Source organism: Tateyamaria algicola (genome assembly GCF_047715485.1).
Classification (GTDB): Bacteria; Pseudomonadota; Alphaproteobacteria; order Rhodobacterales; family Rhodobacteraceae; genus Tateyamaria.
Map to the genome: position 1 here is coordinate 619,659 of NZ_CP180422.1, position 25,404 is coordinate 645,062.

Below are 25,404 nucleotides of genomic sequence, written 5' to 3' on the forward strand. Positions count from 1 at the left end.
CCCCGTTTCAATGCGCGCGGGTCACTTCCCCCGCCACGGCGTCCCACGCACCCTGCGACAGGGCACGGCCCAGAACACGCGCCGGGTTGGTGGGCGGGGGCATGACGACATCGCTGAGGCGCGAAAACCCAAAGCGGCTGTAATAGGGCGCGTCCCCCACCAGCATCACACGCGCCCAACCGGACCCCACGGCCGCGTCCAGCGATGTCTCGATCAACTGGCCCCCCAGCCCCTCGCCCTGCCGGGTCGGGTGCACGGCCACAGGGCCCAGCAACAGGGCCGTATCCTCGCCAATACGCACCGGCCAATAGCGAATCGCACCGGCCAGAATGCCGTCGCTGTCACGCGCCACATGGCTCAGCCCTGCCACCGATGGCACCCCGTCGCGCAGGCGGTAGGATGACAACGCCTCGCGCCCGGGGGCAAAGCACAGATCGTACAGCGCCTCGACCTCCCACCAGTCATCGGCGGTCTCTTCAGTCAGATGATACATGGGTTCGGGTCGCGCGGTCGGGTTCGGGTCTTCCAAGGGGTGGCCCCCGCCCTAGCATGGGGGTAACCCTTGCGCAAACGCCCCGAAGGAGAGCCCATGTTCTACCGCCCTGCCGATGGCCACGGCCTGCCCCACAACCCCTTCAACGCCCTGATCACGCCCCGCCCGATCGCATGGGTGTCGACACGTGGCGCGGACGGGTCTGACAACCTCGCCCCCTATTCGTTTTTCAACGGCGTGGCTTATGTGCCGCCGCAGGTCATGTTCGCCTCGACCGGGACCAAGACGGACCGGGACGGCACCAAGGACAGCGTCGCCAACATCCGCGAGACAGGCGTGTTCTGCGTCAATGTGGTCGAATACGCGATGAAGGACGCCATGAACCAGACCTCGGGCGACTGGACGGCTGACACGGACGAATTCGACCTCGCCACCATCGAAAAGGCCGCATGTGGAGAGATCGACTGCGCCCGCGTGGCAGCCGCGCCTGCCTCCATGGAGTGTCGCGTCACGCAGATCGTGCAAATCGAGGGCGCGGCCAATTTCGTGGTCTTTGGCGAAGTCGTGGGCATCCACCTGCGCGACGACTGTATTGTCGACGGTGTCTTTGACGTGCTGCGCTATAACCCACTGACGCGGCTGGGCTATCGCGACTATTCGGTGGTGCGGGAGAAATTCAGCCTGAAGCGGCCCGGCGAATGACCTTTCCAGACCCAGGCCGGGCCTATCCCGTGACCTTGCCCGACGGCGCGCATCATCAGGGCACCGTGTTTCTGAACCGGGTGATCGACCACGCCAGTTGGGATATCGGCGATTACACCTATGCCTCGGATTTTGACCCACCGGCCGACTGGGCGGCGCATCTGGCCCCCTACCTGTTCGGGATGGGGCCAGAGCGGTTGCGCATCGGACGCTATTGCCAGATCGCCCATGGCGTCCGCTTTGTCACGTCGGGGGCGAACCATGCCACGGATGGGCTGACCACCTTTCCCTTTCCGATCTTCGATTCGGCACAGATTGGCAGTTTCCAACCCGATACGCGCGATACGGTGATCGGCCACGATATCTGGCTGGGCTATGGCGCGATCATCTGCCCCGGTGCGCGTATCGGCAACGGGGTGATCGTGGGCGCAGGCGCCGTCGTGCGGGGTACGGTGCCGGACTATGCCATCGTTGCGGGCAACCCTGCGCAAGTGGTGCGGATGCGGTTTACCGAGGCTGAAATCGCCACGCTCAACACCCTCGCATGGTGGGATTGGCCTGCGGACCGCGTGCAGGCCGCCGTGCCCGCCTTACTGGCAGGCGATGTGGCTGCCCTTACCCGCGCGTAAGCGTCAAACTGCCGACATCCCGCGCATCGACTTCGCGGCGCGAACATCTGCATGCTAACCTGCCGCCACATCAATCGGTTCAGGAGAATGACCCATGCGCAAAATTTTGACCTTCACGGCAGTGGCTTCGATCTTGGGGCTTTCGGCCTGTGGCGACAACGGCGTTGAACGCGCTGTGGTTGGTGGTGCCATCGGGTGCGCAGCGGGCGAAGTTCTGGCCAACGGGCGCTGTGTCGAAGGGGCCGTGGTCGGTGCCGGTGTCGGCGTTCTGACCAACTAAATCACAGTCTTGCTCAAGGGCTGGCATCGTCCCGGCCCTTGAAATCCATTCGGATCAGTGACCGCCCAGAATGCCGGTGCGCACACCGTAGTCCGTTGCGACCTCGTAGTCGGGGTCATCATCACTGTCCACGATCAGGTGGCCCGCATTTGTCAGCAAGCGGTGGCAGTCATGGGTCAGGTGGCGCAGTTGCACGCGCTTGCCAACCTCCTGATACTTGGCCGCAATCGCCTCGATCGCCTGTAGGGCGGACTGGTCCACGACCCGGCTGTCGGCAAAGTCCACGATCACCTCCAAGGGATCGTTTTCCACATCGAACATCTCGACAAAACCGGTGGCAGAGCCAAAGAACAGCGGCCCCTGCACCTGGTAGACGCGTGCGCCTTCGGGTGTGGTATAGGCCTTGGCGTGAATGCGGCGCGCGTTGTTCCACGCATAGGCCAGCGCAGAGACGATCACCCCGACAACAACCGCGACGGCGAGGTCTTCCATCACCGTGACAACGGTGACGAGCACGATCACGAACGCATCCGTCAACGGCACCTTGCGCAGGATTTTCAACGAGTTCCAGGCGAACGTCCCGATCACCACCATGAACATCACGCCCACCAGCGCGGCCAGCGGGATCAGTTCGATCACGGATGACCCGATCAGGATAAAGCCGAGCAGGAACAGCGCCGCCGACACACCCGCAATGCGCGTGCGCCCGCCCGATTTCACGTTGATCATCGACTGACCGATCATCGCACATCCGCCCATGCCGCCAAAGAATCCCGTGGCTGTGTTCGCCACGCCCTGGGCGATACATTCCTGGCTCGCGCCCCCGCGCTGGTTGGTCAGATCGCCGACCAGGTTCAGGGTCAAAAGGCTCTCGATCAGGCCAATGGCGGCCAGGATCACCGCATAGGGCAGGATGATCTGGATCGTTTCCCATGTCAGCGGAACGGCCGGAATGTGGAACGGGGGCAAGCCGCCCTCGATGCTGGCCAGATCGCCCACACGGGGCACATCGAGGCCGAAACCGATGACAATCGCCGCCACGATCCCGATGCCCGCCAAAGGCGCGGGGATGATGCGTGTCACCCGCGGAGACACCCAGATGATGAACATGGTCAGGCCCACAAGACCAAGCATCAGATAGAGCGGCGTGCCGGTCAGCCAGTCGCCGCCCGCCATGCCGTGACCCGACGCCTCGGCACTGCCGGGCACCTTGAACTGGGTCAATTGTGCGAGGAAAATGACGATCGCGAGGCCATTCACAAAGCCAAGCATAACCGGGTGCGGCACGAGGCGGATGAATTTGCCCCACTGCATCACACCTGCGAAAATCTGCAACAGGCCCATCAGGACAACGGTGGCAAACAGGTATTCGACCCCGTGCTGCGCCACCAGCGCGACCATGACGACGGCCAGGGCGCCCGTGGCCCCGGAAATCATCCCCGGACGCCCGCCAAAAAGCGCCGTGATCAACCCCACCATGAAGGCCGCATAAAGACCGACCAGCGGGTGCACCCCGGCGACAAAGGCAAAGGCCACCGCCTCGGGCACCAGCGCCAGCGCAACCGTCAGGCCCGACAACAGGTCCGTGCGGATCTGTCCGGGGGTCAGCTTTACCTCGCCCGGCGCGATGGAAAAGTCGCCAAACCGTGTCTTGGTGCTCATGTTGGAAAAGTCGAAAAAGGCCATAAAGGCTCCGCCTGCTCTAATGTCGTGGTTGCGCGCCGTCTAACGGATCAGTTCTGGAAAGGCCATGGGGGTGCGGACGCGTGCCAACTCCCTGACGGACCGCGCCCAAAAAGTCACCGTATTCTTTCGTGCACATCGCAGATCGGGGTTAACAAAGGGGCAACTTCGTCTACCGTGACGCCAAGCAGCACCACGGTTCCCACAATGCCAACGATCAAAACCTACCAAGACCTCGCCCAGCACCACCCTACCCCCGCCGAACAGCAACTGATCGACGACAGCCGCGAGGGGCGGCCCTGCATCCTGAACGGGGGCGTGCGGCCCGAGGTGGCGACGCCCGACTGCACCATCCGCGCCAATATCCTGCGCTATCTGATCCTGGGTGGCTGCCCCGACCACAACGTGGACGGGCGCGGCGTGCGTCTCGAAGGGGCTCATGTCACCGGCATTCTCGATCTGGATTACGAAACGACAAGGGGTGCCACGCGCCTGCTGAATTGCAGCTTTGACGACATGATCTTTGCCAATGAGGCGCAGATCGTGTCGCTGATCCTGTCGGGCAGTGCGCTTGAGGGGCTCAAGATGCAAGGTGCCACCATCGGGGGCAACGCGCTGCTGCGCGGGGTGCATGTGCGCGGCATGGTCTCCTTTGCAGGGGCTAATATCGGCGGGCGGCTGGAAATCGTCGACTCGCTGATCGAGGGAAAACGCGGGCGCGCATTCTACGGGCAAAGCATCAGGGTTGATGGCGGCGTATTGCTGCAAGACACCGAAATGCGCGACATGATCTGGCTGACCAAGGCGACGCTGGGCGGCTTCTACTGCGAAGGGTTGGTTTTGACGGCCTCGAACGGTGTCGCCTTGCAGGCCACGAACCTGACCGTGCAGGGCAACGTGTCCTTTGCCGCGCGCAACGTGGACAGCGACAGCGGGCCCAAAGTGTCGGATGGCGCGCGGTTCACGGGCGAAGTGATCCTGTCGGGCGCGGTCATTCACGGGCGGCTCGATCTGAAAAAGGCGCAGTTCAACAACGAGGACGGGCACGCCTTTAACGGGCAGCGCATGCGGGTGACGCAGGACATGATCTGGGAACAGACCGTCGTGCACGCGGGCACGGTCAGCCTGAACGGCGCGCATGTGGTGGAACTGGCCGACAATCCGGCCCATTGGCCGCAAACGCCTGATGGGCTTGTGCTTTTCGGCTTCACCTATGACCGGATCAAGGGCAAGGTCTCTGTCTCGAAAGACCGGCGGGCATGGCTGGAAAACGGCAGCCATTTTGACGCCAAGTTCTTTCCACAGCCCTATTCGCAATACGCCAAGTTCCTGCGCGATGTGGGCCACGATGCCGATGCGCGTGTGATCCTGGAAGAACGCGAGGCTTTCCTGCGGGCTGAACGCCGCCGTCGGTCCGTGGACCCGCGCGAGGTAACAGGGCTAAATGACCTGCAACTGGTGCGCGCGAAACTCTGGGCCTGGTGGGACCGACTGTTCCTTGATCCCGCGTTCAGGCTGGTCATTGGCTATGGTCATGCACCGTTTCGGGCCCTTGGTGTGCTGATCCTGCTGATTGTGCTTTGCGCCCTGCCCTCTTTCATGGCCTATCACGCGGGCGACTTTGCCCCCAACAGCGCGGTTGTTCAGGCCTCTGACGGGTGGCGGGATGCACAGGACGCCGCCAACCCGGCCAAGGCCTGGTCCGCCGCAACCGCCAAGGGGCGCGACTGGGAAACTTTCAGCGCCGGGGCCTATGCGGTCGACGTCGTCATCCCGATCATCGAATTCGGACAAACGGACGCCTGGGCCCCCTCGACCTCGCGCGGGCCGTGGGGCTATCACCTGTGGTGGGCGCGTTGGGTGTTCACTGTTTTGGGCTGGATCATCACCGCCTTGGGCGCTGCGGCCATCACCGGAATCATCCGCCGCGAATGAGGGGGCGTTGCGCATACACGCCCTCGTGCGCGCGGTGGGGGTGTACACGGGGTGAGCGCTTTGTGTACGGATGGTGCACGGGGTGTGACGGGCCTTTTGACCCCGTTTTCCCGCTCGAAAAACTTTGCAAGAGGCCCGCATGACCCAGACCAAAATCGCCGTGATCGGCGGCTCCGGCATCTACGACATCGAAGGGCTGTCCGAGGCGACCTGGGTCAGTGTCGACACGCCCTGGGGCGCACCTTCGGATCAGATTTTGACCGGCAGCCTGAGTGGTGTCGACATGGCCTTTCTGCCCCGCCACGGGCGCGGGCATGTGCATTCCCCCACCTCCGTGCCTTACCGCGCCAATATCGACGCGCTCAAGCGGCTGGGGGTGACGGATGTGATCTCGGTCTCGGCCTGTGGCAGTTTCCGAGAAGAGATGGCGCCGGGTGATTTTGTCGTTGTAGATCAATTCATTGACCGGACATTCGCACGCGAGAAATCCTTTTTCGGCACGGGCTGCGTGGCCCATGTGAGCGTCGCCCACCCCACCTGCCCACGCCTTGGCGCCGCCTGCCTGACTGCCGCGCGCGATGCCGGGATCACAGTGCATGAAAGCGGCACCTATCTGGCGATGGAAGGGCCGCAGTTTTCGACCCTGGCGGAGTCAAAGATGTACCGGGAAAGCTGGGGCGCGGATGTGATTGGCATGACGAACATGCCCGAAGCCAAACTCGCCCGCGAATCCGAGCTGTGCTATGCCTCTGTTGCCATGATCACCGATTATGACAGCTGGCATCCCGATCACGGCGAGGTGGATGTTACCCAGATTATTCAGACACTTATGGGCAATGCCGACAAGGCACGCGACATGGTACGCCGCTTGCCCGCGCTGCTGGGTTCAGACCGCGCACCCTGCCCGCATGGCTGTGACCGCGCCCTGGAATACGCCATTCTGACGGCCCCCGATGCGCGCGACCCTGCGATGATTGCCAAACTGGACGCCGTCGCCGGACGCGTGTTGAATGGCGGCTGACCCGAGCAGGAGAGATACCCCATGACCTTTGACCTTTGGCTGGCCTTCGCGGCCGCCTCGACCGTTTTGCTGGTGATGCCCGGCCCCACGATCATGATGGTGCTGAGCTATGCCCTTACGCAAGGGCGCCGTGTGGCCGTGGCCTCAGCCCTTGGCGTGGCCACGGGGGATCTGATCGCGATGACACTGTCGGTCATCGGGCTCGGCGCGATCTTTCTGACCTCCGCGCTTGCCTTCACCATTCTGAAATGGGTCGGCGCCGCCTACCTTGTCTATCTCGGGGTCAAAATGCTGCTCAGCACGCGCAATGCGGCAACGCCGACCACGCTGCTGGACAAGCCCGCCGGGCAACCGGCAGGCAAGGTTTTTCGCGACCTCACCACGGTGACGGCACTGAACCCGAAATCGAACACCTTCTTCATCGCCTTTGTGCCGCAGTTCATTGACGCAAATGCGGCCTTTGCGCCGCAAGCCGCTGTTCTCATTGCAACATTCGTTGCCATTGCCGGCCTCAACGCGATGGTCTTTGCCCTCGCGGCCAACGCCTTGCGCACCCGCATCACGCGCCCCCGTGTCCAGACCTGGCTGACGCGCGCGGGCGGCAGCACGCTGATCGGTATGGGCATCCTGACCGCCACCCTTCGGAGAGCGACATGAAAACCGTTCAGGACTATATCCGCACCATCGTCGACTTTCCCCATGAAGGGATCATGTTCCGCGATGTAACCACATTGTTTGCCGACCCGCGCGGGTTTCGCATGGCCATCGACCAGATGCTGCACCCTTATGCGGGCATGCAGATCGACAAGGTTGTGGGGCTGGAGGCGCGGGGATTCATCTTGGGCGGCGCCATCGCGCACCAGCTGTCCGTCGGCTTTGTGCCCATCCGCAAGAAGGGCAAGTTGCCCGGGGCCACGATCAGTCAGGCCTACACGCTGGAATATGGTGAGGCGATTGTCGAATTGCATGACGACGCGATCAAGGCCGGTGAGAAGATCCTGCTGGTCGACGACTTGCTGGCCACGGGTGGGACGGCCGAAGCCGGGATCAAGCTGATCGAACGGCTCGGGGGCGAGATCATCTCCTGTGCCTTTGTCATCGACCTGCCCGATCTGGGGGGACGCAAGCGACTTGAGGCGATGGGGATGGATGTGACAGCGCTTTGCGCTTTTGACGGCGCATAGCTTTTTTCGGCACGAAAAAAGGCTGGAAACTGTGTCAGTTTCCGGCCCGCAGAACGGCGCCGGGGTTCATGATGCCCAGCGGGTCGAGCGCGGCCTTGATCGCGCGAATGGCCGCCAGTTTGGCCGGGTCGGCGTAGCGTTCAAGATCATCCACTTTCAGCCGCCCAACCCCATGTTCGGCACTGACTGACCCGCCCATTTCATGCACGAGATCATGCACGATCCGCTTGATCTTGTCCCGTTCAACCAAATGGTCCGCACGTGTTTTGCCGGGCATCGGAAAGACGTTGTAGTGCAGGTTGCCATCGCCCACATGGCCAAAGCAGTTGATGCGGAACTTACCCAACGCGTCGATGCGTACGCCCCCTTCGGCAATGAAATTGGCCAGTGCGCCCAACGGAAGAGAGATGTCATGCGAGCTGACCGAGCCGATGCGGCGGTTAGCCTCCGGGATGCTTTCACGGATGGCCCAGAAATCCGCGCGCTGCGCCTCGCTTTGTGCGATCATGCCATCGGCCACGAGGCCGTCCCCGACGGCACTTTCGAACAGACGTTCAAGCACTGCTGACGGTGCTGCGCCTGCGGACAATCCCAATTCGACCAGCACGCACCACTCCGGCGTGTCCGTCCAGGGGTTGCGCACCGTCTCCATCGTTTCGGACAGAAAATCAAAGCCTTGGCGGTGGATCAGTTCAAAGGCGCTGACGCCCTCGCCCACATGATCGCGCGCAAGGGCCAGCAAGGACAGGGCCGCGGCGGGCGAGTCCACCTGGAACAAGGCGGTGCCGACCTGCATGGGGCGGGCGAACAGTTTCAGCGAGGCGGCGGTGATCACGCCCAACGTGCCTTCGGCGCCGATCAGCAGATGGCGCAGATCGTAACCTGTGTTGTCTTTGCGCAAGCGGCTGAGGCCATGATAAACCTCACCCGAGGGCAACACCGCCTCGACCCCCAGACACAGATCGCGCGCATTGCCATAGCGCAGCACGCCCGTACCGCCCGCATTGGTGCTGAGGTTGCCGCCGATCCGCGCCGACCCTTCCGCAGCCAGTGACAGGGGAAACAGGCGGCCCGCCTCTGAGGCGGCCTGCTGCACATCGGCCAGGATCACGCCCGCCTCGGCGATCAACACGTTTTCCTCAGCGTGGACTGCGCGGATGGCTGTCATCTTGTCGAGCGACAGGATCAGCGGGATCGGCCCGTCGGAGGCGACCTGCCCGCCGACCAGACCGGTGCCGCCGCCGTACGGGATCACGGGCAGGCGCGCCTCCACGGCGGCGCGGATCAGGGTCGCAACCTCGTCCGTGTTGCGGGGATGCGCCACCAGTCCCGCTTGCCCTGTATAGCGCCCCCGGGGTTCTTCGAGGTGACCGGCTTCGGCCTTTGAAAAGCGGTCGGCGGGCAGCGTTTCACGCAAGGCCGCAGCCCGTTCAGGCGTCAGTGAATTCAGCATGATGGACCCTTTGGATTTGGCGGGGATGTGGCATGAAACCAAGCCGGGCGGCAATGGCCATTTGCGGGCTATTCTGCCGGGGCAGACAGCCATGCGGGGCGCAGCACCATGATCGTGGGCCGCGATGGCAACCGGTCAAGCGAGACGTCAAGCGCAGGCCCGCCCACCTCGACCACCTGAAATGTATCGCGCATCCCCGCCAGAAAGGTGTCGAGCGTGTAATCGCCAAACCAGTGCATCGGGATCACGATGGACGAGCGCAATCGGTCTATGATCCGCATCATCGTAGGCAGATCGACAGTCGTGCCGCCATCAACGGCGGCCATGACCACATCCAGGCGGCCAATCGCGGCGTATTGTTCGGCATTGGGTTCATGGTGCAAGTGCCCAAGATGGCCGATACACAGACCCGCCATTTCAAAGATGAAGATCGAGTTGCCGTTGGTCTCCGTCCCGGACCATTGCGACCGGATATCAGTCGACACGTTGCGGACGAGCACTTCGCCCAAGTCGAGGTGGTGATCGATGCCCTCACCGAATGGTCCCCAACCGGGCAGAACGTGCGGGATTGCTGGGTCTGGATTGGCTGTCCAATGGGTTTCGTGCGCGTGGTTCATCGTCACAAGGTCCGGGATCATCGGGGCCGAGCCGGTGAAGCCCGTGAAATCCGTGACCATGTTCAACCCGCCTGCGCTGCGGATCAGGAACGATGCATGGGCGATGTAGTGGATGCGTACCGTCTCGGGCGCGACCTCGGCTGCGTAGCTGGCGCGGTGCAGGTAGGTGCCGCCGTCGATATCTTCGGCCAGTGCAATGCAATGGCTGGGTGTTCGGGTCTGCGCCGTCTGGCCGACAACGATCAGCGGCGACAGGCACAGTGCGAGGCAAAGCAGAATCAAGCGCATGGCGTTAAGGTAGACCGGAGACAGGCGTTTTCAAAACGTCCTGCATAAATTCTGAAGACGCCTTACCCGGCGTCCGTGCGCCCGCGCCGATCCATGCGCAGCGCGGCATAAAGAACATGCGTGCGCCAGCGCCCGTCGATCTGAAGGTAGCTTTGTGCGACACCTTCATATTTGAACCCACAGGTCTCAAGAAGACCGCGAGAGGCGACGTTTTCGGGCAGGCAGGCCGCCTCGATCCGGCTCAGGTCAAGCCGGGTGAAGGCGAAATGCACAACAGCCAGGATCGCCTCGCGCATGTAACCTTGGCGCGCATATGGCCCGCCCGTCCAATAGCCGAGCGTGCCCGCCTGCGCAGGCCCCCGGCGGATGTTGTCGAGCGTGATCGCCCCCATCAGCGCATCGTCCTTGCGCCGCACAAGGAACAGCGGCAAGGCTGACCCCGATGCGACCGAGCGCTGCGCCCAATAGACCCGGTTGGTAAACGCCTTGCGTGTCAGGTGGTCGGTGGCCCAGCTTGGCTCCCACGGAGTCAGGTGATCTGCACTGGCCGCGCGCAGGGCCGCCCAAGGGCGGAAATCGGAATGCGTGGGCGGGCGCAGCGTCATCCGCTCCGTCTCGATCCGCAATTTCCGTTTTGCAAGCAGCATCAGGCGGCGCGGCGCTCCTGCAAGGTGGCGCGGCTGGGAGCCTGATCCACGGGCCCGTAAAGCGCCATGGCCATGGGTGCCGCGGCTGCCATCTGTTCCGCAAAGGCGCGCACATCCGCGACGCTGACCGCGTCAATCATGGCAACCGTTTCATCGAGCGCAGGCACACGATCCCAAATCTGGATCAGCCGCGCCAATCGCTCGGCCCGGTTCGACGGGCTTTCGAGACCCATCAGCAATCCCGCCTTCATCTGCACGCGCGCGCGCTCCACCTCGGCTTGCGACATGTCGGAGGCCGCGCGCTTCATTTCGTCAACCGTGATGGTGGCCAGATCGGCGATCTGGTCGGCAGAGGTGCCCGCATAGATCGTGGTCATGCCGGTGTCGGCATAGGCGCCAGCCTGGGCAAAGATCGTGTAGCACAGGCCACGGTTTTCGCGGATTTCCTGGAACAGGCGGCTCGACATGCCGCCGCCCAATGCGCTGGCATAGATCTGCGCGGTATAGATCGCATCGTCGCGGTAGCCCGGGCTTTCAAAGGCGAGCGCGAAATGCGCCTGCTCCAGCGTCTTGGTCTGGCGCATCTCACCACCAGAAAAGAGGGCCGTGTCCGCCACCAGCAAGGGGCGCGGTGCAAGGTGGCCAAACAGCTCTTCGGCCAGCCGCACGATGGCGTCATGATCGACCGCACCGGCCGCCGAAAGGATCATCTGTTCGGGGCCGTAATGCTGGCCAATGAACCGCGACAGGTCCTCGCGCCCAAAGGCGGAGACACGCTCACTCGGGCCCAGGATCGTGCGACCCAGCGGTTGTTCGGGATAGGCCTGTTCTTGCAACCAGTCAAAGATCACATCGTCGGGCGTGTCGAGCGCCTGACCGATTTCCTGCAGGATCACGCCGCGCTCAACCTCGATCTCGCTGTGATCAAAGACCGGGTTCATCAGGATGTCGGCGATCACGTCCATGGCCAGCGGCACATCGTTCTGCAGAACCCGCGCGTAGTAAGCTGTCACCTCACGGCTGGTATAGGCATTGATGTAGCCACCTACATCCTCAATCGCTTCGGCAATCTGCAGCGCCGTACGACGCTTCGTGCCCTTGAACGCCATATGTTCCAGGAAATGCGCGATGCCGTTCTGATCGGGGGCCTCGTGGCGTGCGCCCGCCCCGACCCAGATGCCGATCGAGGCAGAGGCCAGCCCGGGCATGTTTTCCGTGACAATCCTGAACCCGTTGGAAAGGCGATGTGTTTGTGTGCTCAATACGTTCTCGATCTCAACTCTTACTGCGCGCGATGCGCCGTGATGTGGGCCTTGAGTGCATCCAGATCATTGGGCACACGGGTCAGCCGTTCCGGGCGTTCATACAGGTCCGACATGCGCGGGGGAAGGGGTGGTCTGATGCCGGTGGCGGCTTCCACCGCGTCGGGAAATTTTGCCGGGTGCGCGGTGGCCAGTGTCACCATCGGCGTGCCTGCGGTCCGCTGGATATCGGCCACATGCACACCCACGGCAGAGTGGGGGCAGAGCAGCTCACCGCTTGTCTTCAGCGACGCGGTGATCTGCGCGCTGGTTTCATCCTCGGACACGCGCCCCGAATCGAACGTGTCCTGCAACGCCTGCATTGCGCCCTGGCTTACGTCGAACCCGCCCGCCTTCAACTCGTCCATCAGCTGTGCAATCGCACCGCCATCGCGGTCATAGGCGTCAAAGAGGGCGCGTTCGAAATTTGAACTCACCTGAATGTCCATCGACGGGCTGATCGAGGGGATCGTGTCGCCCTTGTGATAGCCCTGCCCGCTCAGGCAGCGGTGCAGGATGTCGTTCTGATTGGTCGCGACCACCAGCCGGTCGATTGGCAGGCACATGCGTTTGGCGATGTATCCGGCAAAGATGTCACCGAAATTGCCGGTCGGTACGGTAAAGCTGACCTTGCGCTGCGGCGCACCCAGCGCCACGGCGGATGAGAAGTAATAGACGACCTGCGCCAGCACCCGCGCCCAGTTGATAGAATTCACACCAGCCAATTGAACGCCGTCGCGGAAGTCAAAATCGTTGAACATGTCCTTGAGGCGCGCCTGGCAGTCGTCGAAATCCCCATCGAGTGCGAGGGCATGCACGTTGTCCTCGCTCGGCGTTGTCATCTGGCGGCGCTGCACCTCGCTGACGCGGCCATGGGGGTAAAGGATGAAGACATCGACGTTGTCGAGCCCGCGGAACGCCTCAATCGCGGCAGAGCCGGTATCGCCGCTGGTCGCCCCCACGATCGTCACCCGGTCACCGCGCCGGGCAAGCGCTGTCTGAAACAGCTGCCCGATCAACTGCATGGCGAAATCCTTGAACGCCAGCGTGGGCCCGTGGAACAGTTCCAGCAGGAAGTGCCCCTGATCCAGTTGCACCATGGGTGCGCGGGCAGCATGGCCGAACCCGGCATAGGCCTTGTCGATGCAGGCGCGGAATTCGGCATCGGTGAACGTATCACCGACAAAGGGGCGCATCACGGTATAGGCGATGTCCTCGTAAGACTGCCCTTCCATCGCCACGATGGTCGCGTGATCCAGCTGGGGAATTGTCTCTGGCACGTAAAGGCCACCGTCACGGGCCAGCCCGGTCAGCATCGTGTCTTCGAAGGTCAGCGCGGGCGCTTGGCCACGGGTGGAGATATAGCGCATGGGTCAGTCTTTCTGAGCCGGGCTGCGGGGGGTGCGCAGCAAAAAGTAAGCAGTCATGCCCACCCAGATCGCCGCCAGCGAGAACCAGGTGATTGCATATTGCAGGTGATCGTTCGGAATGCGGCTGGTGTCTACAGGGAAAGGTGTCGGCGGCGTGTCTGATGGCGACACATCCTTGGCCACGATCAGGATCGGGGCCGTGCCGAGGGTGGCAGCCATGGCCGGGACGTCGCGGGCGAACCAGATGTTGTTGTCTGTATCGGGCGCGGGCGTGAAGCCGTCGGTTTCCTGCGGCCATTGCAGGTTGCCCGACACGGTGACGACCCCCGCAGGTGGCGCCGCCACGGCATCGCGCGTGCGCACAAAGCCGCGGTCCACCATCACCTTGCGCCCGTCCAACTGCATCGGGCTGATGATGCGATACCCGGCCCCCACGTTCTTTTGCGAAACGAGAACGCGCAACTGCTCCGGTGCGATCTGGCCGGACACGGTGACGTGCAGGTAGGCGTCGCTTTCCGGGTCGGGTGTTGCGGGCAAAGGCATGGGTGGTGCGTCAATGCGCGCCTCGATCCTGGCCAGGATCCCTTCCTTCCAGGCGAGGCGCTGCACCTGCCACACGCCCAGACTGACGAGGATCGCAGTCCCGATCAGGCCGAATGTCAGCAAAAACCAGAGGCGGTTCATGTGCCAATATCCCAGTTTAGACGTGAAAAGCGCGCAGGGGCCCTGCGCGCTTTGATAGCTTTGGCTGGTGCGGGGCGCTAGTGCGCGCCGGGCATCTGTGCCACGCCCCAGATGTAAACGGCGAAGAACAGGAACAGCCACACCACGTCAACGAAGTGCCAGTACCAGGCCGCCGCCTCGAAGCCGATATGCTTTTCCGGGGTAAAGTGCCCCTTCATCGCGCGCAGCAGGCAAACGAACAGGAAGATGGTGCCGATGATCACATGCGCACCGTGGAAGCCGGTTGCCATGAAGAAGGCGGAGAAGAATGTATCCTCGCCGAACTGCCAGCCCTGGTACAGCAGGTACGAGTATTCGTAGCCCTGCAGAATGGTAAAGAACACGCCCAGCACAACCGAGATCGCAAGACCATTGACGACGTCTTTGCGCGCGCCGCCATGCACCAGCGCGTGGTGCGCCCATGTCACGGCACATCCCGACAACAGCAGGATCAGCGTGTTAATCAGCGGCAGGTGGAACGCATCCACGTGATAGATTTCCGGGCGAACGTAGGTCGTGCCCACATATTCACTCATCGGATAGATGCCGTCCTTGAAAAAGGCCCAGAACCACGCGGCAAAGAACATCACTTCAGACATGATGAACAGGATGAACCCGTAGCGCAGGCCGATGCGCACCACCGGTGTGTGATCGCCGATGCGGCTTTCGGACACCACGTCGGCCCACCAGCCGAACATCACATAAAGCACGGCGACAAACCCCATCAGGAACATCCATGGGCCGCTCAGCTCGATGGATTTGAACAGGACGGTCATGCCGCCCGACATCCAGACAACGGCGCCGAACAGCATCGTAAAGCCCGCAAGAGCGCCCAGGAGAGGCCAGGTCGATGGCGCAAGAATGTGATAGTCGTGGTTTTTTGCGTGGGCCATGGGTGACGTCCCTCAGTTCAGGTTAGTGTCTGTTGCCTGCTTGATCGAAGCGTATCCTTCGGGCAGGTCAATTTGGTAAAACGTATAGCTGAGCGTGATCGTATGCACGTATTTTGCGTCGCGATCCGTCACGATCTCCGGGTCGACATAGAAGGTGACCGGCATCTGGACGCGCTCGCCCGGTGCCAGCACCTGCTCTTCAAAGCAGAAGCAGTCGATCTTGGAAAAGAACCCGCCCGCCTCATAAGGTGCTACGTTGTAGCTGGCCGATCCGGCGACGGGTTTGTCCGTCGGGTTGTAGGCCTCGTAGAACGCCAGCCCGGTCTCGCCGATGCGCAATTCCATCTCGCGCACGGTGGGCGTGAATTGCCAGGGCATCGAGCGTTCGAGTGACGCGTCAAAGCGGATCTTGATCGTCTGGTCGAGGATATCGTCGCTGGCGACCTCGCTCACACCCGTGGTGCCGCCAAAGCCTGTGACCCGGCAGAACCAGTCATAAAACGGCACGGACGCCCAGGCGAGGCCACCCATGAACACAACGAGGCTCAGCGTTTGGGCAACGGTTTTCTGGGGACCGGAGAGGTTCTTGAAGAGAGCGGGCAAGCGCATCACTGTCCCTCCTCGATCCGGGGCAGTTCGAAATCGCCGCCGGTGATTTTGACAAATGTCAGGGCCAGGATCAGCACGACAAAGCCTGCGAGCATCAGGCCGACGCCTACATTGCGGCCCTTGCGGCGCTGGTGGATTTCATGTTCGGCGCGGATGCTCATGCCCAGATCCCCCATGCTGCGGGCAGCAATGCCTCGGCCAGGATCGCGCCAAAGTGCAGGAACAGATACCACAGCGACAGGCGGAAGAAGGATTTTTCCACCTTGTAATCATCCGCCTCAGCCTGCACCTCGTCCCGGCGCCAGATGTCATAGGCACCTTTGAGGAACAGCACGTTCAGGATCACGGCCGCCGTCAGATAGACCGGCCCGCCAATCGCCGTGAAGGCCGTGCCAACGGCCAGCGCCACCAGCAGGATTGTGTAGACCAGAATGTGTACCCGCGTGGACTTGCGCCCGTGGGTCACCGTCAGCATCGGCACGCCCGCATCGTCGTAATCGGACCGCATGAACAGGGCCAGCGCCCAGAAATGGGGCGGCGTCCACATGAAGATCAGGGCAAACATCAGCCATGCCTCGACCGACATGGTGCCCGTTGCGATCACCCAGCCGATGACAGGGGGAAAGGCCCCTGCCGCACCACCGATCACGATGTTCTGCGGCGTCGCCCGTTTCAGCCACATCGAGTAGATGACAATGTAGAAGAAGATGGTGAAGGCCAGCAGACCCGCGGCAAGGAAGTTGGCGCTGAGCGCCAGCATCATCACAGACATGCCCGACAGGGCGATGCCCAGAATCTTGGCCTCGTCCGGCGTCACTTTGCCCGCGGGGATGGGGCGTTTGGCCGTGCGGCGCATCACGCCGTCGATATCCGCATCCCACCACATGTTCAGCGCGCCCGAGGCACCGGCCCCGATGGCAACGAACAGGATCGACGCAAAGGCAATGACAGGATGCACGGACACTGGCGCCGCCAGCAGGCCCACAAGGGCCGTGAACACGACAAGCTGCATCACGCGCGGCTTCATCAGGGCGAAATAGTCGCCCAATGACGCTTCGGCCTCGTGTGGCTGGTGCTGAAAGCTGACGTCGGTCATCAGAGCCCTTCGGGTTGGATCAAGGTGAAAGGCGGGGATCCCCCCGCCTTACGCTTTAGTTCGATGCCACGTTGTAGGATTGCGGCGTACCGGCAAATTCGGCCTTGGCGCTGGCCAGCCACTCGGCATAGGCCTCTTCGCTCACGACCTTCACGGTGATGGGCATGTAGGCGTGGGCAATACCGCACAGTTCAGAGCACTGACCGAAATAGATGCCTTCCTTTTCCGCCTCGAACCACAGTTCGGCCAGACGGCCCGGAACGGCGTCTTGCTTGACCCCGAAGGCCGGGATCGTCCAGGCGTGGATCACGTCGGCGCCCGTCACCTGCACAACCACGGTCTTGTTGACCGGGATCACAACAGCATTGTCGGTCGCCAGCAGGAAGTCTTCGCGGCTGTAACCTGCCTCGACCAGTGCGGCTTCAGTCTCGGGCGTCAGGGAGTTGTCACCACCTGTCGCAGGCGCGCCAATCATGTAGCTGTCAAAGGCAAACCCTTCGTCCACATACTCATAGCCCCAGAACCACTGGTAGCCGGTGGCCTTGATGGTCACGTCCGCTTCGGGAATTTCCTGTTGGTGGAACAGCGTGGGCAACGAGAACGCGCCGATGAACACCAGGATCACGATCGGAATGACCGTCCATGCAATCTCGACCGGGGTGTTGTGGGTAAAGGACGCAGGCTCGGGGTTGCGCTTGCGGTTGTAGCGGATGATGACCCAGGCCAGCAATGCGGTCACGAACAGTGTGATCGCGGTGATGACCACGAGGATCATGCCATCGAGCCATTGCAGGCGGCGGGCCACTTCGGTGGCGGCGGGCTGAAAGCCCATGGCACCGTCCACGGGGCGGCCAATCACCTCGAGCCCATCCTGGGCCCAGGCTGGGGCGGCTGCGACAAGCGCAGCAAGCGCGCCCGAAATCGAGAGAAGCTTTTTCATCTGGTCGTCCTGATCTTGCTGGATCGATTATGCGTTCGGAGAAAGGCCTTTGCGCGCACCGCTTCCGCCTCCCGTTGTATTGTTGCGACTTACAATCATATCTTTACCCCAAGATAAAGACTTAAGGGGCGCGTCAAACGGACGCTTGCAGCAGAAAATGCGGCCCCGCACACATCAGGAGACTGCCATGACCGACACCCCCTTTGCCCCGCTGGACACAGAGGTGGACCGCGATACGGCGCTCGCCGTTTTGCGCGATGCGACTGCGGGGGCGGACGACGGCGAACTGTTCTTTGAACGCCGCCGGTCCGAGGCGTTGGTCTATGATGACGGGCGCCTCAAGACCGCCAGCTATGATGCAGCACAGGGGTTTGGCCTGCGCGCCGTGCGCGGGGAAGTCGCCGGTTACGCCCACTCGACCGAGATCAGCGAGGCCGCGTTGCGCCGCGCCTGCGAAACCGCGCGCCTGGCCGTGGGCGATGGTGGCGGCACGCTGGCGGATGCGCCCAAGTCGACCAATCGCCACCTCTATACCGGCGACGATCCCATTGCCGGGGCCACGTTCCCGGTCAAGCTGGAGACGCTAAAAGAAGTCGATGCGTTTCTGCGCGACCTTGATTCGCGTGTGGTGCAGGTATCGGCCTCCCTCGCGGCCTCGTTGCAAGAGGTCGAGATTCTGCGGCCCGAAGGTCAATCCGTGCGCGATGCGCGCCCCATGACCCGCCTCAACATCTCGGTCATCGTGGAACAGAATGGACGACGCGAGAGCGGCTCGGCCGGAGGTGGCGGGCGTGTCGGTCTTGATGGTCTGATTGATCGCGCGGACTGGCAGGCCAAGGCGCGCGAAGCGTTGCGCGTGGCGGTCGTGAACCTCGAGGCGGTCCCTGCCCCCGCAGGTGTGATGGATGTCGTCCTTGGCCCCGGCTGGCCCGGCATTCTGCTGCACGAGGCGATTGGCCATGGGCTGGAAGGGGATTTCAATCGCAAGGGCAGCTCGGCCTTTGCCGGGTTGATGGGCGAACGCATTGCGGCGCCCGGCGTGACGGTGCTGGATGACGGCACGATCCCAGACCGGCGCGGTTCCATCACCGTGGATGACGAAGGCACGCCCTCGGGCAAGAACGTGTTGATCGAGAATGGCGTGCTGGTCGGCTACATGCAGGACCGCCAGAACGCGCGGTTGATGGGCGTGCCTGCCACCGGAAACGGGCGGCGTCAAAGCTATGTGCACGCGCCGATGCCGCGCATGACCAACACATACATGCTGGGCGGAACTGTCGAACCCGGCGACATCGTGGCCGATTTGCAGGACGGTATCTATGCGGTGGGCTTTGGCGGCGGGCAGGTCGATATCACCAACGGCAAGTTCGTGTTTTCCTGTACCGAGGCGTACCGCGTTGAAAACGGCAAGGTGGGCGCACCGGTCAAGGGCGCGACGCTGATCGGGGACGGGGCAACGGCGCTGAAACAGATCCGCGCCATCGGCAACGACATGAAGCTGGACCCAGGAATGGGCAATTGCGGCAAGGCGGGCCAGTGGGTGCCGGTGGGCGTGGGACAGCCGACTCTGATGATTGGCGGGCTGACGGTGGGCGGATCTGCCGCCTGATTCTGCGCGGCTTGTCCGGGATTGCGCGCGGCACTCGGCGCGCGGCCTCGCTATTTTGGGGGAGGTTCGGCGCCGCCCTTTTGTACCACCTTTGTTCTTTGCGCATTTTCCGAGCGGTAAATTGGGTGTGAAATCAATGTGTCCACCGATTTAGTCGAATTGGAAAATGACTGTTCATGCGTTGTTAACCTTGCCGATTCTATAACAATCCCAGCAACGGACGGAGCCTCGGATGACTGAAAAGGATACCCATCCTTCTTCCACTCACCCCCCACTCCCACCCACCTCGGAAGATGACCAGTTCATGCGTCTTCGTCTGTTGCGGTCCCGCCGGGTCGGCGTTTCGACGTATAAACGTCTGCTGATTGAACACGGCACCGCGCAAAATGCGCTGGCCGCGCTACCCGAGGTAGCGCGCGCCGCCGGTGTTCAAGCCTATGAAATTTGCCCCGAAGGTGTCGTGATCGCCGAGCTCAAGGCCGCGCGGCGCATTGGCGCGCGCCTTGTTGCGCAAGGGTCTGCGAACTACCCCGCAGCCTTGAACGAATTGCGCGACGCACCGCCGTTCCTTTGGGTGCTGGGCGACATGGCCACCTTGCAAAAACCAATGATCGCACTGGTCGGCGCGCGCAACGCCTCGTCCCTTGGCACCCGCATGGCCCGTGCGCTGGCCCGCGATCTGGGCGACGCGGGCTATGTCATCGTCTCGGGCCTCGCCCGGGGTATTGACGCTGCCGCCCATCTGGCATCGCTGGACACGGGCACTATCGCTGTGCAGGCGGGTGGGGTCGACACGATCTACCCGGCTGAGAACGCGCAACTGGCCGAAAGCATTGCGCAGCAAGGCGCGCGCGTCAGCGAACAGCCCATGGGATTGCAGCCGATGGCGCGTCATTTCCCCGCACGCAATCGCATCATCTCCGGCCTTGCCCGCGCGACCGTGGTTGTCGAGGCGGCCGCCAAGTCCGGCAGCCTGATCACGGCGCGCGATGCCCTTGATCTGGGGCGCGATGTGCTCGCCGTTCCGGGCCATCCGATGGATGCACGCGCCTCGGGCTGCAACATGCTGATCCGCGACGGGGCGACATTGGTGCGCAATGCGGATGACGTGCTGGAAGCGCTCGCGCCGCTGGCGCCGACCTCGCCAGAACTGCCACTTGCACCGCCTGCGCAGGTCCCGCAAGACCGCCGCACGCTACAGGACACCGCGCGCCTGCACCAGCAAATCCTGTCGCGCCTCGGCCCCTCGCCCCTGGCCGAAGATCAGCTGATCCGCGACCTCGGCGCACCAACGGCGACAGTCGCACCGGTGCTTGTGGAACTCGAACTCGATGGCAGCATCGACCGGGCCCCCGGCGGCCTGCTGACCCGCGCCAGTTGAGCGCACCCGACCGGGGTCGGTTGACATTCCGCTCTTGCACCCCACATCTTGCGCCGCCATAGAGCACGTCAATTTCCCCGTTAGAGGTTCGCCTGTTTAATGCCAGTCGTCGTTGTCGAATCCCCAGCCAAAGCCAAGACAATCAACAAGTATCTGGGCGACGACTATACCGTTCTGGCCAGTTACGGCCACGTACGTGACCTGCCGCCCAAGGACGGATCAGTCGATCCCGACAACGATTTCGACATGCTGTGGGAGGTGGCCAGCGACAGCAAGAAGCACGTCAAGGCCATCGCCGACGCGCTGAAAGATGACAATGCGCTGATCCTCGCCACCGACCCCGACCGCGAGGGCGAGGCGATCAGCTGGCACCTGCAAGAGGCGCTGACCAAACGCAAGTCGATCAAGAAGGACACGCCGGTCAGCCGCGTCACCTTCAACGCAATCACCAAGGCCGCCGTGACCGAGGCCATGGCGAACGCCCGCCAGGTCGACATGCCCTTGGTCGAGGCGTACCTCGCCCGCCGTGCGCTCGACTATCTTGTCGGGTTCAACCTCTCTCCGGTCTTGTGGCGTAAACTGCCTGGCGCGAAATCCGCCGGGCGCGTCCAATCCGTCTGCCTGCGCATCCTGACCGAGCGCGAGATGGAGATCGAGGCCTTCCGCAACCGCGAATACTGGTCGGTCAAGGCGGTCCTCGCCTCCCCCCGTGGTCAGGAATACGAGGCCCGGCTTGTCAGCCTCGCGGGCAAAAAGCTCGACAAGTACGACCTCGAAAACCAGACACAGGCCGAAATGGCCGAGCAGGCGATCACCAGCCGCGATCTGAAAATCCAGTCGGTCGAGGCCAAACCCGCCTCCCGCAACCCCTCTGCCCCGTTCATGACCTCGACCTTGCAACAAGAGGCGAGCCGCAAGTTCGGCATGGGCGCGCGCCAGACCATGAGTTCGGCACAGCGCCTCTACGAGGCAGGCTACATTACCTATATGCGGACCGACGGGATCGACATGGCGCCCGAGGCGGTGACCATGGCACGCGACGCGATCAAGGATCGCTATGGCGCTGAATACGTGCCCGCCCAGCCCCGCATGTACAAGAACAAGGCCAAGAACGCGCAAGAAGCGCACGAATGTATCCGTCCCACCGACATGGCGCGCGACGCGGCCAGCCTGAAGATCACCGATGATGACCAACGCAAGCTCTATGATCTGATCTGGAAACGCACGCTTGCCTGCCAGATGGAAGGCGCGCGGCTCGAACGCACCACGGTCGAAATCGGCAGCGATGATGGTCAAGTGACATTGCGTGCCACCGGTCAGGTGGTGCTGTTTGACGGTTTCCTGCGCGTCTACGAAGAAGGGCGCGATGACGAGGTCGTGGATGATGACGACAAGCGTCTGCCGCAGCTGAGCGAGGGCGAAAAGGCCGATAAACGCTCCGTTACGCCTGAACAGCACTTTACCCAGCCCCCGCCCCGCTACACCGAGGCGACGCTGGTCAAGCGGATGGAAGAATTGGGCATCGGCCGCCCCTCGACCTATGCCAGCATCGTCACGACCATTCAGGACCGTGGCTATGTGCGCAAGGATCGCAACCGGCTGATCCCCGAGGACAAGGGGCGCTTGGTTATCGCCTTCCTCGAAAACTACTTCCGCCGCTATGTGGGTTACGACTTTACCGCCGACCTCGAGGGGCAGCTCGATGACGTCAGCGCAGGCGATCGCGACTACAAGGACGTGCTGGGCCGATTCTGGCAGGATTTCAGCGCCGCGATTGCCGAAACCAGCGAATTGCGCATTACCGAAGTGCTGGAAAAGATCAACGAGGTGCTGGAACCACATCTGTTCCCGGCCAATGAAGATGGCAGCGACCCACGCCTGTGTCCGAATTGCGGACTTGGCCGCTTGTCCATGCGCACCGCGCGCTCAGGCGGGGCCTTCATCGGCTGTTCGAACTACCCCGAGTGCCGCTATACCCGCGCCTTTGGCCCACCCGGTGCCGAGGATGACAGTGGCATCCCGCCTGAGGGCAAGCTGCTGGGCGAAGATGCGGGCGACAAGATATATGCGTTCAAAGGCCGGTTCGGTCCCTACGTCCAGCGCGGCGAAGTCACGGACGACAACAAGAAACCGCCACGCCAATCCATCCCCAAGGAATGGCCGCCCACCGAGGTGGACCTGGAACAGGCCGTGCGCCTGTTGTCCCTGCCCCGCGAATTGGGACCCCACCCCGAAGACGGGATCATGGTCTGGGCCAATATCGGGCGTTACGGGCCTTACCTGAAGCACGCGGCATCTACATCGGATCGCGGCGGCACCAATGCCAACCTCGAAGGCATCGAAGAGGTGTTTACCGTCGGTATGAACCGCGCCGTGCAATTGCTGGCCGAAAAGGTCGCCAGCCGGGGCGGGCGCGGCGTGGCCGCCAAACCGCTGCACGAATTGGGCGAACACCCCGATGAAGGCGGCCCCGTCAACGTGATGAAGGGCAAATACGGCCCTTACGTCAAATGGGGCAAGGTCAACGCCACCATCCCCAAAGGCACCGAACCCGAAGCCGTGACCATGGAGATGGCCGTTCAGCTGATTGCGGAAAAAGCGCCGGCGAAAAAGAAGCCTGCCCGCAAGAAGGCCGCGCCCAAGAAAAAAGCGGCCACCAAGAAAGCGTCCTGACCCGCGACAGGTTGACGCCGCGTGACGCAGTATACCGCCGTATACCCTGCGTCTGCGTTGACTTTATTGCGGTGTGTGCCAAATATCTGCTTGTGCGTGGAATTCGCTCTCCTTTTTGGGGAGCCTTGAGGGATCACCAATGAAAAAGATTTACGGCTCTGCAGCCGAGGCTCTTGATGGGCTGTTGTTTGATGGCATGTTCATTGCCGCGGGCGGCTTTGGGTTGTGCGGCATTCCGGAATTGCTGCTGGACGCGATCAAAGAGGCCGGGACGAAAGATCTGACCTTTGCCTCCAACAATGCGGGCGTGGACGACTTCGGTATTGGCATTTTATTGCAAACCCGTCAGGTCAAGAAAATGATCTCGTCCTATGTGGGCGAAAATGCCGAATTCATGCGCCAATACCTGTCGGGTGAGCTGGAACTGGAATTCAATCCCCAGGGCACACTGGCCGAACGGATGCGTGCAGGCGGCTGCGGCATCCCCGGCTTCTACACCAAGACCGGCGTGGGCACCGTGATCGCCGATGGGAAAGAGCACAAGGATTTCAACGGCGAGACCTATATCATGGAGGAAGGCATCTTTGCCGACCTCGCCATCGTCAAGGCCTGGAAGGCTGACGAGACCGGGAACCTCGTGTTCCGCAAGACAGCCCGAAACTTCAACCCACCCGCTGCGATGTGTGGTAAGGTCTGTGTGGTCGAGGTCGAGGAGATCGTACCCACAGGCAGCCTGGACCCCGACACGATCCACCTGCCGGGCATCTATGTCCACCGTCTGATCCAGGGCGACCACGAAAAGCGCATCGAACAACGCACAACGCGCGCCGCTTAAAGGAGCCAGGCCATGCCTGACACCATTGAACAACTGCTGCAGGACGACAAATCCTTCGAGGGCTTCTCGCGGGCGCAAATCTCGATGCTCGTGACCAATCCCCATCTCGAGGACAATCCGATCGTCTATGTAAACCAGGCCTTTACCCGGGCCACGGGTTATGCGCGTTCAGCCTCTATCGGGCGCAATTGCCGGTTTCTGCAGGGCGAAGGCACGAACAAGGCCGATGTGGACCGTCTGCGCGCCGGTATCGAAGCCGAGGAAAGCGTCAGCGTCGATATCGTGAACTACCGCGCCAATGGCGAGCCGTTCCTGAACCGCCTGATCGTCGCACCCGTGCATGACGATGCGGGCAAGACGCAGTATTTTGTGGGCATCCAGAAAGAGCTGCGCCAGGGCGAGATGTCCGCCGGCGCCGAAGAAATCCATGCCCAGCTGATCGAGATCCAGAACCGGGTCGCCTCGGACCTGTCAATGATCATCGGCATGATCCGCCAGCAAACCAGCGCCTCCTCGGTGCCCGAAGACTTTGCGGCCCTCAGCCGCCGGATCGAGACACTGCAACTGCTTTATGAAGAGATGAAGCTGAGCGACCAGCAATCCAACCGTGACGGCATCCAGATGGGCAGCTACCTGTCGCGCCTTGCCGCCGCGATCGCGCATGTCGAGGGACGCTCGGGCATCCGCCTGTCCTTGCAGGTCGAACCGCTGGAAGTGCCCATCGAGACGGCAACGCGTGTTGGCCTTGTCTTGTCCGAGTTGATGACCAACGCCTTCCAACACGCCTTCGACCGGATTGAAACGGGCCTGGTCGAAGTACGGATGAGCCAGCTTAGCGCAGGCGGCCTGCGCCTGATCGTGTCGGACGATGGCGTCGGTGTACCGGCGGAAATGAACTGGCCCGATCCCCGCACCATGGGCGGACGCATCGTGTCCGGCCTGATCGAGGGGCTCGAGGGCACCTTGCATCTCGGCCGCGGCGCGGCTGGCAGTTTTATCACCATAGACGTGCCTGCTGGCGCGACCCTTGTAGACGAATAAG

The 25,404-nt window shown here is 62.5% G+C and carries 25 protein-coding genes; 12 read left to right on the forward strand and 13 right to left on the reverse strand.

Going from position 1 to position 25,404, the window contains the following annotated elements; genetic code table 11:
• Positions 1-7: 7 nt before the first annotated feature.
• Positions 8-493 (reverse strand): GNAT family N-acetyltransferase, encoded by a 486-nt coding sequence (locus ACMHLQ_RS05490; protein ID WP_415403789.1) that lies wholly within the window; start codon positions 491-493, stop codon positions 8-10.
• A gap of 96 nt (positions 494-589) precedes the next feature.
• Between ACMHLQ_RS05490 and ACMHLQ_RS05495 the strand changes: the two genes are divergently transcribed.
• The 3 genes from ACMHLQ_RS05495 to ACMHLQ_RS05505 all read left to right on the forward strand — a co-directional run bounded on the left by ACMHLQ_RS05495 (position 590) and on the right by ACMHLQ_RS05505 (position 2,104).
• Complete coding sequence (locus tag ACMHLQ_RS05495; RefSeq protein ID WP_415403790.1) at positions 590-1,195, forward strand: flavin reductase family protein; 606 nt, start codon at positions 590-592, stop codon at positions 1,193-1,195.
• Positions 1,192-1,824: a CatB-related O-acetyltransferase gene (locus ACMHLQ_RS05500; RefSeq protein WP_415403791.1), complete on the forward strand. Its 633-nt coding sequence runs from the start codon at positions 1,192-1,194 to the stop codon at positions 1,822-1,824. Before ACMHLQ_RS05495 ends, ACMHLQ_RS05500 begins: the two co-directional genes overlap by 4 nt.
• Before the next feature lie 94 nt (positions 1,825-1,918).
• Positions 1,919-2,104: a hypothetical protein gene (locus tag ACMHLQ_RS05505; protein WP_415403792.1), complete on the forward strand. Its 186-nt coding sequence runs from the start codon at positions 1,919-1,921 to the stop codon at positions 2,102-2,104.
• Between the two features lie 54 nt (positions 2,105-2,158).
• On the opposite strand, the gene ACMHLQ_RS05510 is transcribed toward ACMHLQ_RS05505, so the two are convergent.
• Positions 2,159-3,766, reverse strand: coding sequence for a SulP family inorganic anion transporter (locus ACMHLQ_RS05510; protein ID WP_415405232.1), 1,608 nt, complete (start codon positions 3,764-3,766; stop codon positions 2,159-2,161).
• Positions 3,767-3,994: 228 nt separating this feature from the next.
• Here ACMHLQ_RS05510 and ACMHLQ_RS05515 point away from each other — a divergent pair, with 228 nt between their 5' ends.
• From ACMHLQ_RS05515 to ACMHLQ_RS05530, 4 genes are all read left to right on the forward strand, one after another.
• Positions 3,995-5,722 carry a hypothetical protein gene (locus ACMHLQ_RS05515; protein WP_415403793.1) on the forward strand — a complete coding sequence of 576 codons (1,728 nt, stop codon included), beginning with the start codon at positions 3,995-3,997 and terminating at the stop codon, positions 5,720-5,722.
• Positions 5,723-5,861: 139 nt separating this feature from the next.
• The gene (locus ACMHLQ_RS05520; RefSeq protein ID WP_415403794.1) at positions 5,862-6,743 is read left to right on the forward strand and encodes an S-methyl-5'-thioadenosine phosphorylase; all 882 of its coding nucleotides are present in this window, start codon (positions 5,862-5,864) and stop codon (positions 6,741-6,743) included.
• Between the two features lie 21 nt (positions 6,744-6,764).
• Positions 6,765-7,400, forward strand: a complete 636-nt coding sequence (locus tag ACMHLQ_RS05525; RefSeq protein ID WP_415403795.1) for a LysE family translocator — start codon at positions 6,765-6,767, stop codon at positions 7,398-7,400.
• Positions 7,397-7,927: an adenine phosphoribosyltransferase gene (locus ACMHLQ_RS05530; RefSeq protein WP_415403796.1), complete on the forward strand. Its 531-nt coding sequence runs from the start codon at positions 7,397-7,399 to the stop codon at positions 7,925-7,927. The genes ACMHLQ_RS05525 and ACMHLQ_RS05530 overlap by 4 nt, the downstream gene beginning before the upstream one ends.
• A gap of 34 nt (positions 7,928-7,961) precedes the next feature.
• Here the strand turns inward: ACMHLQ_RS05530 and ACMHLQ_RS05535 are convergent, their stop codons facing one another.
• From ACMHLQ_RS05535 to coxB, 11 genes are all read right to left on the reverse strand, one after another.
• Complete coding sequence (locus tag ACMHLQ_RS05535; RefSeq protein WP_415403797.1) at positions 7,962-9,380, reverse strand: FAD-binding oxidoreductase; 1,419 nt, start codon at positions 9,378-9,380, stop codon at positions 7,962-7,964.
• Positions 9,381-9,448: 68 nt separating this feature from the next.
• Positions 9,449-10,285 (reverse strand): MBL fold metallo-hydrolase, encoded by an 837-nt coding sequence (locus ACMHLQ_RS05540; protein WP_415403798.1) that lies wholly within the window; start codon positions 10,283-10,285, stop codon positions 9,449-9,451.
• 62 nt (positions 10,286-10,347) lie between these two features.
• Positions 10,348-10,932, reverse strand: coding sequence for a GNAT family N-acetyltransferase (locus ACMHLQ_RS05545; protein ID WP_415403799.1), 585 nt, complete (start codon positions 10,930-10,932; stop codon positions 10,348-10,350).
• Complete coding sequence (locus ACMHLQ_RS05550) at positions 10,932-12,140, reverse strand: M16 family metallopeptidase (RefSeq protein WP_415405233.1); 1,209 nt, start codon at positions 12,138-12,140, stop codon at positions 10,932-10,934. The genes ACMHLQ_RS05545 and ACMHLQ_RS05550 overlap by 1 nt, the downstream gene beginning before the upstream one ends.
• Before the next feature lie 74 nt (positions 12,141-12,214).
• On the reverse strand, positions 12,215-13,603 hold the full coding sequence (gene thrC, locus ACMHLQ_RS05555) for a threonine synthase (protein ID WP_415403800.1): 1,389 nt from the start codon (positions 13,601-13,603) through the stop codon (positions 12,215-12,217).
• Between the two features lie 3 nt (positions 13,604-13,606).
• Positions 13,607-14,287 carry an SURF1 family protein gene (locus ACMHLQ_RS05560; protein ID WP_415403801.1) on the reverse strand — a complete coding sequence of 227 codons (681 nt, stop codon included), beginning with the start codon at positions 14,285-14,287 and terminating at the stop codon, positions 13,607-13,609.
• Between the two features lie 77 nt (positions 14,288-14,364).
• Positions 14,365-15,219 carry a cytochrome c oxidase subunit 3 gene (locus ACMHLQ_RS05565; protein WP_415403802.1) on the reverse strand — a complete coding sequence of 285 codons (855 nt, stop codon included), beginning with the start codon at positions 15,217-15,219 and terminating at the stop codon, positions 14,365-14,367.
• A 12-nt stretch (positions 15,220-15,231) separates the two neighbouring features.
• A complete protein-coding gene (locus ACMHLQ_RS05570) occupies positions 15,232-15,828 on the reverse strand; it encodes a cytochrome c oxidase assembly protein (RefSeq protein WP_415403803.1) in 597 nt (198 codons plus the stop codon).
• A complete protein-coding gene (locus tag ACMHLQ_RS05575) occupies positions 15,828-15,989 on the reverse strand; it encodes a cytochrome C oxidase assembly protein (protein WP_415403804.1) in 162 nt (53 codons plus the stop codon). Before ACMHLQ_RS05575 ends, ACMHLQ_RS05570 begins: the two co-directional genes overlap by 1 nt.
• Complete coding sequence (locus tag ACMHLQ_RS05580; RefSeq protein ID WP_415403805.1) at positions 15,986-16,924, reverse strand: heme o synthase; 939 nt, start codon at positions 16,922-16,924, stop codon at positions 15,986-15,988. Before ACMHLQ_RS05580 ends, ACMHLQ_RS05575 begins: the two co-directional genes overlap by 4 nt.
• A 55-nt stretch (positions 16,925-16,979) precedes the next feature.
• On the reverse strand, positions 16,980-17,864 hold the full coding sequence (gene coxB / locus ACMHLQ_RS05585) for a cytochrome c oxidase subunit II (RefSeq protein ID WP_415403806.1): 885 nt from the start codon (positions 17,862-17,864) through the stop codon (positions 16,980-16,982).
• Between the two features lie 187 nt (positions 17,865-18,051).
• On the opposite strand from coxB, the gene tldD reads away from it, so the two are divergent.
• From tldD to ACMHLQ_RS05610, 5 genes are all read left to right on the forward strand, one after another.
• Positions 18,052-19,473, forward strand: a complete 1,422-nt coding sequence (gene tldD / locus ACMHLQ_RS05590) for a metalloprotease TldD (RefSeq protein ID WP_415403807.1) — start codon at positions 18,052-18,054, stop codon at positions 19,471-19,473.
• Positions 19,474-19,705: 232 nt separating this feature from the next.
• Entirely contained in the window at positions 19,706-20,854 is a 1,149-nt protein-coding gene (gene dprA, locus ACMHLQ_RS05595; protein ID WP_415403808.1) for a DNA-processing protein DprA, read from the forward strand.
• A 99-nt stretch (positions 20,855-20,953) separates the two neighbouring features.
• Complete coding sequence (gene topA, locus ACMHLQ_RS05600; protein WP_415403809.1) at positions 20,954-23,527, forward strand: type I DNA topoisomerase; 2,574 nt, start codon at positions 20,954-20,956, stop codon at positions 23,525-23,527.
• A 139-nt stretch (positions 23,528-23,666) separates the two neighbouring features.
• Entirely contained in the window at positions 23,667-24,362 is a 696-nt protein-coding gene (locus ACMHLQ_RS05605; protein ID WP_415403810.1) for a CoA transferase subunit A, read from the forward strand.
• A gap of 12 nt (positions 24,363-24,374) precedes the next feature.
• Positions 24,375-25,403 (forward strand): PAS domain-containing protein, encoded by a 1,029-nt coding sequence (locus tag ACMHLQ_RS05610; RefSeq protein WP_415403811.1) that lies wholly within the window; start codon positions 24,375-24,377, stop codon positions 25,401-25,403.
• Position 25,404 lies beyond the last annotated feature (1 nt).

Bases quoted from the DNA above. Each gene is read 5' to 3' on its own strand.
- ACMHLQ_RS05490 (WP_415403789.1), bottom strand. From the start codon at position 493: ATGTATCATCTGACTGAAGAGACCGCCGATGACTGGTGGGAGGTCGAG.
- ACMHLQ_RS05495 (WP_415403790.1), top strand. From the start codon at position 590: ATGTTCTACCGCCCTGCCGATGGCCACGGCCTGCCCCACAACCCCTTC.
- ACMHLQ_RS05500 (WP_415403791.1), top strand. From the start codon at position 1,192: ATGACCTTTCCAGACCCAGGCCGGGCCTATCCCGTGACCTTGCCCGAC.
- ACMHLQ_RS05505 (WP_415403792.1), top strand. From the start codon at position 1,919: ATGCGCAAAATTTTGACCTTCACGGCAGTGGCTTCGATCTTGGGGCTT.
- ACMHLQ_RS05510 (WP_415405232.1), bottom strand. From the start codon at position 3,766: ATGAGCACCAAGACACGGTTTGGCGACTTTTCCATCGCGCCGGGCGAG.
- ACMHLQ_RS05515 (WP_415403793.1), top strand. From the start codon at position 3,995: ATGCCAACGATCAAAACCTACCAAGACCTCGCCCAGCACCACCCTACC.
- ACMHLQ_RS05520 (WP_415403794.1), top strand. From the start codon at position 5,862: ATGACCCAGACCAAAATCGCCGTGATCGGCGGCTCCGGCATCTACGAC.
- ACMHLQ_RS05525 (WP_415403795.1), top strand. From the start codon at position 6,765: ATGACCTTTGACCTTTGGCTGGCCTTCGCGGCCGCCTCGACCGTTTTG.
- ACMHLQ_RS05530 (WP_415403796.1), top strand. From the start codon at position 7,397: ATGAAAACCGTTCAGGACTATATCCGCACCATCGTCGACTTTCCCCAT.
- ACMHLQ_RS05535 (WP_415403797.1), bottom strand. From the start codon at position 9,380: ATGCTGAATTCACTGACGCCTGAACGGGCTGCGGCCTTGCGTGAAACG.
- ACMHLQ_RS05540 (WP_415403798.1), bottom strand. From the start codon at position 10,285: ATGCGCTTGATTCTGCTTTGCCTCGCACTGTGCCTGTCGCCGCTGATC.
- ACMHLQ_RS05545 (WP_415403799.1), bottom strand. From the start codon at position 10,932: ATGCTGCTTGCAAAACGGAAATTGCGGATCGAGACGGAGCGGATGACG.
- ACMHLQ_RS05550 (WP_415405233.1), bottom strand. From the start codon at position 12,140: ATGCCCGGGCTGGCCTCTGCCTCGATCGGCATCTGGGTCGGGGCGGGC.
- thrC (WP_415403800.1), bottom strand. From the start codon at position 13,603: ATGCGCTATATCTCCACCCGTGGCCAAGCGCCCGCGCTGACCTTCGAA.
- ACMHLQ_RS05560 (WP_415403801.1), bottom strand. From the start codon at position 14,287: ATGAACCGCCTCTGGTTTTTGCTGACATTCGGCCTGATCGGGACTGCG.
- ACMHLQ_RS05565 (WP_415403802.1), bottom strand. From the start codon at position 15,219: ATGGCCCACGCAAAAAACCACGACTATCACATTCTTGCGCCATCGACC.
- ACMHLQ_RS05570 (WP_415403803.1), bottom strand. From the start codon at position 15,828: ATGCGCTTGCCCGCTCTCTTCAAGAACCTCTCCGGTCCCCAGAAAACC.
- ACMHLQ_RS05575 (WP_415403804.1), bottom strand. From the start codon at position 15,989: ATGAGCATCCGCGCCGAACATGAAATCCACCAGCGCCGCAAGGGCCGC.
- ACMHLQ_RS05580 (WP_415403805.1), bottom strand. From the start codon at position 16,924: ATGACCGACGTCAGCTTTCAGCACCAGCCACACGAGGCCGAAGCGTCA.
- coxB (WP_415403806.1), bottom strand. From the start codon at position 17,864: ATGAAAAAGCTTCTCTCGATTTCGGGCGCGCTTGCTGCGCTTGTCGCA.
- tldD (WP_415403807.1), top strand. From the start codon at position 18,052: ATGACCGACACCCCCTTTGCCCCGCTGGACACAGAGGTGGACCGCGAT.
- dprA (WP_415403808.1), top strand. From the start codon at position 19,706: ATGACTGAAAAGGATACCCATCCTTCTTCCACTCACCCCCCACTCCCA.
- topA (WP_415403809.1), top strand. From the start codon at position 20,954: ATGCCAGTCGTCGTTGTCGAATCCCCAGCCAAAGCCAAGACAATCAAC.
- ACMHLQ_RS05605 (WP_415403810.1), top strand. From the start codon at position 23,667: ATGAAAAAGATTTACGGCTCTGCAGCCGAGGCTCTTGATGGGCTGTTG.
- ACMHLQ_RS05610 (WP_415403811.1), top strand. From the start codon at position 24,375: ATGCCTGACACCATTGAACAACTGCTGCAGGACGACAAATCCTTCGAG.